This window comes from Paraglaciecola sp., assembly GCF_030730205.1.
Lineage (GTDB): Bacteria > Pseudomonadota > Gammaproteobacteria > Enterobacterales > Alteromonadaceae > Paraglaciecola.
Map to the genome: position 1 here is coordinate 1 of NZ_JANQVQ010000307.1, position 7,743 is coordinate 7,743.

General features: G+C 42.7%; 6 protein-coding genes. 4 read left to right on the forward strand and 2 right to left on the reverse strand.

The annotated features are described in order from the left end of the window. Nucleotides 1-3 precede the first annotated feature (3 nt). Nucleotides 4-861 carry a DNA ligase gene (locus NWQ57_RS20210; protein ID WP_306023991.1) on the reverse strand — a complete coding sequence of 286 codons (858 nt, stop codon included), beginning with the start codon at nt 859-861 and terminating at the stop codon, nt 4-6. Nucleotides 862-1,041: 180 nt separating this feature from the next. Here NWQ57_RS20210 and NWQ57_RS20215 point away from each other — a divergent pair, with 180 nt between their 5' ends. From NWQ57_RS20215 to NWQ57_RS20225, 3 genes are all read left to right on the forward strand, one after another. Next, nucleotides 1,042-1,842, forward strand: a complete 801-nt coding sequence (locus tag NWQ57_RS20215) for a hypothetical protein (RefSeq protein ID WP_306023992.1) — start codon at nt 1,042-1,044, stop codon at nt 1,840-1,842. Nucleotides 1,843-1,851: 9 nt separating this feature from the next. Beyond that, nucleotides 1,852-2,397, forward strand: a complete 546-nt coding sequence (locus NWQ57_RS20220; protein WP_306023993.1) for a hypothetical protein — start codon at nt 1,852-1,854, stop codon at nt 2,395-2,397. Between the two features lie 121 nt (nt 2,398-2,518). Beyond that, on the forward strand, nt 2,519-4,819 hold the full coding sequence (locus tag NWQ57_RS20225; protein WP_306023994.1) for a S9 family peptidase: 2,301 nt from the start codon (nt 2,519-2,521) through the stop codon (nt 4,817-4,819). 54 nt (nt 4,820-4,873) lie between these two features. Here NWQ57_RS20225 and NWQ57_RS20230 read toward each other — a convergent pair whose 3' ends face one another. Further along, a complete protein-coding gene (locus NWQ57_RS20230; protein ID WP_306023995.1) occupies nt 4,874-6,175 on the reverse strand; it encodes a sigma-54-dependent Fis family transcriptional regulator in 1,302 nt (433 codons plus the stop codon). 240 nt (nt 6,176-6,415) lie between these two features. Here NWQ57_RS20230 and NWQ57_RS20235 point away from each other — a divergent pair, with 240 nt between their 5' ends. Then, nucleotides 6,416-7,699 (forward strand): NAD(P)/FAD-dependent oxidoreductase, encoded by a 1,284-nt coding sequence (locus tag NWQ57_RS20235; RefSeq protein ID WP_306023996.1) that lies wholly within the window; start codon nt 6,416-6,418, stop codon nt 7,697-7,699. Nucleotides 7,700-7,743 lie beyond the last annotated feature (44 nt).

The window sequence follows — 7,743 nt, forward strand, 5'->3', positions numbered from 1 at the left end:
ATTTTATTCCGTAGCTTTAATTCTTAAAAAACTCGCGAAACGGGGCACGCCTTTTGCGGTTAAGCCATAGTATTTAAAGGTGATGTAAGCACCTAGCGGCGGTGGATTTTGCCGCTCCACGTCCGAAAAACCACTACCGATTTTAAATTGTAAACCGTCGTCTAACTCCACTAACAAGGCGCCCATCATGTAGTGATATTTACCTTTACCAGGTAAGTGAGCAATCACCTTTGCTTCTGCATCTTGATATTTTTTGAGTTTTAATAAAGCTTGACTGCGGCCATCTTGATAATACGCATCTTGGTGATGCAGCATCAGACCTTCTGCGCCCAGCGCAACGACTTCGTCTAATTTAGCCAGTAAGGCCTGCTGGTTTGGCATTCTATAGTGAGGAATAACGCGCAAATATACGTTCTGGGTTTGTGCAACGATACTATTTAACTCAACTAAACGTTGAGTAAAGTGTTCTGTGGAGTCAGGTAAATCAAACAGCATATAGCGGATCCCTTGCCAATCGTCACTGGGAGTGTCACGCAAGACAATAGAAGCGGTTTTTTCAAAGCTTTGCCGAGCTAACCACAACTCACCATCTAATGTTTTGTCTGGTAAATCGCGGATAAACCAATCAGGTGCATGAATAACATGTCCATTTCGACTGAACAAGTTATGACCGTCCCAGCGAGCACGAATGCCATCAAGCTTCTCGCTTACCCAATATTGTTCAACCTGAATATCTTGACGAAAGACCGTCGCTAGCTGTGTGTTTGAAGGTGTTTTGCTGGCTGTGGCCGCTGCACTCGCCCTGATAGTAAGCCCTACAACAAGAAAAAATATGATGAGAAAAGATGTTAAAGCAGACATATTCTGTGAATTCCTTTTCAATGAATAAAGTAAGCGTAGTTGAGGATAACAGAATTTAAAGTTTACTTACTTTGTGGCCCTACCAATTTCATTTTGACCTCTTTGCCATTGTTGGTTTTTTAATCAATACATTTTGACTACACTTGAGTGTTAATTTAAACAAATGTAAGGATGCATAACATGACCGTTTCGGCAGGTAAAAAACCAGTGATTCTGGTGGTACATGGTGTACAGCTCGGTGAGGCTGTTGATTTACAACAAGACAATTACATTGAAGAGCTGGTGCAAAGCCGTTTAGCGGGCCATACCTTTGAATTTGACGTTGACCTTTATCGCTACGAAGATTTGAACGATGTGGCACAACAAAAGTTAATACAGCTTAGTAAACTCATTATCCAATCTCCACTAAGTAGCATCTTGACCACCAGCGCCTTAGATATTGTAGGTGATGTGGTGATCTCATTATCAAAAAATTCCACTGCGAATGCTATTAGAAGTAAGTTAAAAGAAAAAATATTATCGTACTTTGAGCAAGGTCATCCGCTATATCTAGTCGCCCATAGCTTAGGGACGGTATATAGCTTTGATGTGATCAACGAATTGATGCAAGAGCCTGAATATTTTAAACGAGATGATCCACTTAGCTGGCCAGTGCAAGGCATGCTGACCATCGGCTCGCCCTTAGGTTTAGACTTATTTAAACAAACAGGACGCAGCCAAGCGATGTTGATGGGCTTGGGTGAATATAACTTTAAATGGCTTAACTACTTTGATGTGAATGACCCGGTGGTGTCTGGCAATATCTTTGGCGTGGCACTGGCATCCACTCAAATAGCTGAACGCTTCAAGCAAGATATTCCAGACTTTGGTTGGTACATCCAAGATTATCCGGTGGTCACTGGACAAACCTGGTTATTGGCTCATACAGCTTACTGGCAGAATCCCATGGTCGGTGACGGCCTAGTTAGCATGATGGTTTAAGGGGCAACAATGAACATAAAATTAAGCAGCACTTTTTTGGTAATGGTATTCACCAGCGCTTGTACCAATCATCTTTATCAAGGCACCACCACTTATCAAGAAAACAACAAACAATGCGAAGCAATGGTGTATTGGTACGACATGAGCACCTTGTTTAGCGAGGGTGAAAAACCAAGCACAATAGTCATTCGCAACGCGAGTAACCCGCGTAGCTTCCAAATTTCACAAGACAACAAGCAAACAAACGAAGATAAAATAAACCTAGTTGAGTCAAAGAGTGAATACAGCAGAGTGATAGGTGAATCAAAGAGTGATTTTACTGATGTCGATTGTGGTTATTTTGCCGGTAAACAAGCTCATCAACAAGGTTTAAGCGCAGTAACCGAATTCTATTTATATTGTCAAAAAAAGGTTCATCCGGTTCGTGGCGGTGATACCAGTGGACTGCAAGCACGGGCTAATCCCTATGTTTTTAAGATGGACGAGCCTATTTCAGCTTTTTCGTGGTGGGGTAAACTCCCCAATGTTGACGCCGTCAAATTAAACTGCCAGTAGAGTAGCTGATAAAAATGGGTTGTTTGTCTTAAGCTTAGGTGAACTCGCCGTATTGCCTGTTGTACCGCGTGAAACGAAAATGTAAGGTCGATTTTTATAATAGTAAATCACAGGCTTTTCGATGAACAGAGCGCAAAAAGCGTTGGGCATGCTGTTAGTATTATCTCTAGCAGCGTGTGGCTCAACGTCAACAAATCCAAGCAATTCAAACTCACCAACCAAGTCACTCACTCTTGCTGATATTTACCAAAACAAAACCTATAGCACCAAACGTCTTGGTGCGGTCCGCTGGATGCAAGATGGTATCTCGTATACAGCCTTAGAAACCTCAGGCGAAAATGACAAAGCTCAAGATATTGTGCGTTATCAAGCCAATAGCGATAGTCGCGACATATTAGTGAGTGCCGCTACATTAACACCCACGGGTGCAGAAAAGCCCTTAAAAATTGATGACTATCAATGGAACAGCGATCAAAGCCAATTGTTAATTTATACCAACAGTCAAAAAGTATGGCGCAGTAATAGCCGAGGCGACTATTGGCTAGTAGATATGAAAAGCGCGACACTTACCCAGCTTGGTTTGGCACAAACTGAGACTGCTGAGGCAAGCATGATGTTTGCAAAATTTTCACCCGATGGAAAATCCGTTGCCTTTGTTCGTGATAACAACATTTACCTGCAATCGTTGAACGACTTAACCATCACACAACTGACCACCGACGGTAAAGCGCCGATCATTAATGGTATTTTTGATTGGGTGTACGAAGAAGAGTTTTCTATCGCAGATGGTTTTCGCTGGAGCCCTGATAGCAAACGCATCGCTTACTGGCAACTTGATACCAGCCCAGTAAAAGAATTTACGATGATCAATAACACTGATGCCTTATATCCGACTCTAACAGTATTCCCCTACCCCAAAGCCGGTGAAAAAAATTCAACCGTGCGTATTGGCGTGGTTACTGTTACCGACAGGCAAACCCAATGGGCTGATATTCCAAGTGATACCGATGATTTCTACATTCCCCGCATGAGCTGGGCAGGAAACAGTGATGAAATTGTGGTGCAAAAGGTCAACCGTTTGCAAAACCGCAATGAACATTATGTCGTTGATGTTAAAACTGGTCAGGCTAACAGCATGTTTGTTGATGAAGACCCCGCCTTTATTGAAGATTACTACGATGTAGAATGGCTTAAAGACAACCAGCACTTTTTAAAAGTCAGTGAGCGTGACGGTTGGCGGCATGTGTATTTAGTTAGCCGCAGCGGCCAAGACATTATCAATCTTACCCCCGGTGACTTTGATATTGTAAGTATCAAACTAGTAGATGAAACAAGCGGTTGGCTTTACTTTACATCAGGCAAAGACAATGTCATCGAGCAATACCTGTATCGAGCAAAACTCGACGGCAGCGGCGTTATTGAGCGAGTCACCCCCCAAAAGTGGCAAGGAACAAATAATTACCAAATCTCACCGAATGGTCAATTTGCCTTGCAAACCTATTCAGCCTTCGACACCCCCACCCAATACCGTGTAGTAAAGTTGCCCGACCACACAACACTGCGCACCTTGATCGACAACAAAGAAACCAGCCAAGCATTAAGTAACATCGCCATGAGCAAGGTTGAGTTTTTCCGGGTGCCCAGTTTTGACGGCACGGAGCTTGACGGCATGATCATGCGCCCTACTAATTTTGACCCTAAACGGAAATATCCTATTTTGTTTTATGTTTATGGCGAGCCAGCAGGTCAAACCGTTAAAAACAGCTGGGGACGCGGCCCCCTTTGGTATCAATACTTAAACGACCAAGGTTTTATTGTTGCCTCTATCGATAATCGCGGCACACGTTCGCCCCGAGGCCGTGACTGGCGCAAGCAAATCTACCGTAATATCGGCACCTTAGCCGCCAAAGATCAAGCCGCAGCGCTCGATGCGATGGCCAAACGTTGGAGGTATATAGACACCTCAAGAGTGGGTGTATGGGGGCACTCTGGCGGAGGCTCAATGACCTTAAACATGTTGTTTCGTTATCCTGAAAAATACCACGCTGGCATCGCAGCCGCCCCAGTACCGGATATTAGGTTATATGACACCATTTATCAGGAGCGTTATATGGGTTTACCAGATACCTATAAAATGGAAACTGGCCTGGATGCCTACGATCAAGCCTCGCCCATTTCTTTTGCAGAAAATCTGCAAGGTAAATTACTTCTGATCCACGGTACAGGTGATGACAATGTGCATTATCAAGGCTCTGAACGACTGATCAATAAACTGGTTGAGCACAACAAACAATTTGAGTTTATGAGCTACCCCAACCGTTCACATTCTTTACGTGAAGGTAAGGGCACGCAATTACATCAAATGACCATGATGGCTGAGTTCTTTAAGAAAAATTTACTCGAAGCAAAATCAAATTATTAATGGTTTGTGGCCAGTTTACTGAGGGTAAACTGGCTTCATTGACTTTTTATTCAATTATATTTCGCTATTCAACTTTAAGCCGTAACGTTGTAGCTTTCGGTAGAGTGTGCGTGTACTCACTTTTAACATATCTGCTAGTTCTGCAGGCGTACCTTGAAAATTAATACACACACCTCGTAAATATTCACTCTCCACTTCATCCAATGACAAATAATGATTCACCTGCGGTAATGGCGTTGTAGGTGAACTGAGCATGACCAAGTCACTGGCATGCACTACATCATCATCAGCCAATAAAGACGCATGCTCAATCACACTCTTCAGCTCGCGGATATTGCCTGGAAAAGCATAACTGCACATGCGCTCTAATGCTTTTGTTGAAAAGGTTTTATGCTGATATTCAGAATAACGTAAAAAGTGTTTGGTTAATTCAGGAATATCTTCCCGACGCTCCCTTAAGGGAGGTAATTGAATTGGAAATCCAGCGATTCGATAATATAAGTCGCGTCTAAATTCGCCCCGCTCAACCATGGCAAGTAAGTTCTTATGAGTAGCACAGACTAATCGAAAGTCTGAGTACTTTAACTTGAGGCCGCCGACCGCTCTGAAAGATTGCGTCTCCAATAACCTAAGCAGTTTTACCTGCATATTGAGAGGCACATCGCCAATCTCATCAAAAAACACAGTACCGCCATGGGCGATTTCAATCAGGCCTTTTTTACTGGTTGATGCCCCAGTAAATGCGCCTTTTTCATGGCCGAAAAGCTCGCTTTCAAAAAGGTTTTCACTTAAACCTGTACATTCAATAACCACAAAAGATTTATCACTGCGCTTACTCGCGTCGTGCACGGCTTGCGCGACAAGTTCTTTACCTGTACCAGTTTCTCCTTGCAATAATACTGCAATATTAGAGGGTGCGGCACGATTAATTTGATTAAGCAATGATTTGAATAATGGTGACTTACCAATCATTTTGTGCTGTTTTGACTCGGCAGAGGCGTAGTCAATTTTATTAAGCACTTCCAAAAAACCAATAGTAATACCGTCATCATCCAATACCGGTCTCATCAATATATCGCAATACGATTTGCCTTTTCCCGTTGAATGGATATGAACCACACTCGCTGCTCGGTGAGTATTTACACACTCTTGTAAAGGACACGCTTCACCATGTTTGTCACAGGGCGAGGGATTTTGATGAGATATCTCAAAACATTTACTTTTGCCTAACTCAACTTCCACCTCATAAGTATCAAGATACCCTTGGTTTACTGCTTTTATTACATAATCTGGGGTAATAAAAATCGTAGGCTTATCGATGGCATTTATCATTGATTGAATTACAGAGGTTTCCATTCGCGCACTCTTCAGTTAGATAAACTCAACTTGATATCAGCGCCAAATCTGTCAGCACTCACATTCTCGTTTGCCAAAAATGACATGAGTTATCTTACTAAACAAGAACGATTTTTGAGCACATAAAATAAGCCATTGATTTTTATATGAAACTTAAGAAAAAATCAGTTGGCATGGTTATTGTTAACAATATGTTCACATATAGACATTATTTACATGCTTATCTTCAGAGAGAATCCCATGGCTAAAATAGTTGTATTAGGCGCAGGGACAGGTGGTATGCCTGCCGCTTACGAAACCAAAGAATTACTGGGCAAAGATCACGAGGTCGTGATGGTCAATGAGCGGCCAATGTTTAGGTTTGTACCTTCTAATCCTTGGGTAGCGGTGGGTTGGCGAGAACCTGATGCCATAGTACTACCGATTGAAAAATACTTAGCGAAGAAAAAAATTGGATTCATTTGTGCCCGTGTTGACAAAATTGATGCTCAAAATAATCAATTGATTACCAATGAAAACCAAACCATCGATTATGATTACCTCATCATAGCTACTGGCCCTAAGTTAGCATTTAGTCATATTAAAGGCGCTGGTCCAGAAGGTTATACCCAATCAATTTGCACCTTAGACCATGCCCAGCAATGCAATATTGATTTTGAAGATTTGATGGCTAATCCAGGGCCTGCGATCGTCGGCGCATTTCAAGGAGCAAGCTGCTTTGGCCCCGCATACGAATATGCATTTATTCTTGATAAGGCCCTACGTGACGCCAAAATTCGTCACAAAGTCCCCATTCATTTCGTAACTTCCGAGCCGTATATTGGCCACATGGGCTTAGGTGGTGTGGGTGATTCAAAGTCCATGCTTGAATCTGAATTACGCCAGCGAGATATAAAATGGATCTGCAATGCCCAAGTTGACGAAATATTTGATGGAAAAATGCACATATCTGAACTTAATAGGAAACAGGAGATCGACTTTACTCATGAACTACTTTTTAAGCATGCTATGTTCATCCCACCATTTAGTGGGGTAGACGCAGTCGCAAATGTTGATGGTTTATGCAATGCAAAAGGCTTCGTGATCACTGACGAACACCAGCGTTCTACTAAATATCCAAATATTTTCTCCGGGGGTGTATGTGTGGCCATTCCCCCGGTAGAGGCAACACCTGTCCCCACAGGTACCCCAAAAACCGGATATATGATCGAAACCATGATGACCGCCATCGCTCATAATTTAAAATCGATTATTGTTGACGGGAAAGCGCCACACGCTAAGGGCACTTGGCATGCTATCTGTTTAGCAGATATGGGAGACACTGGAGCCGCTTTTGTCGCCATGCCGCAAATACCTCCACGTAACGTCGCATGGTTTAAAAAAGGCAAATGGGTGCATTTGGCTAAGATAGCCTTTGAAAAGTATTTTATGCGTAAGATGCGAACCGGCACCAGCGAACCAGTGTATGAAAAATACGTGCTCAAGGCGCTCGGTATCGAAAGATTAGAAGACGATGGTAAATAATCGCAATACTACGTCATAATTGTCATAGCTATGACAATTATGAC

Coding starts and splice junctions, on each gene's coding strand:
- NWQ57_RS20230 (WP_306023995.1), bottom strand. CDS start 6,175: ATGGAAACCTCTGTAATTCAATCAATGATAAATGCCATCGATAAGCCT.
- NWQ57_RS20220 (WP_306023993.1), top strand. CDS start 1,852: ATGAACATAAAATTAAGCAGCACTTTTTTGGTAATGGTATTCACCAGC.
- NWQ57_RS20210 (WP_306023991.1), bottom strand. CDS start 861: ATGTCTGCTTTAACATCTTTTCTCATCATATTTTTTCTTGTTGTAGGG.
- NWQ57_RS20215 (WP_306023992.1), top strand. CDS start 1,042: ATGACCGTTTCGGCAGGTAAAAAACCAGTGATTCTGGTGGTACATGGT.
- NWQ57_RS20235 (WP_306023996.1), top strand. CDS start 6,416: ATGGCTAAAATAGTTGTATTAGGCGCAGGGACAGGTGGTATGCCTGCC.
- NWQ57_RS20225 (WP_306023994.1), top strand. CDS start 2,519: ATGAACAGAGCGCAAAAAGCGTTGGGCATGCTGTTAGTATTATCTCTA.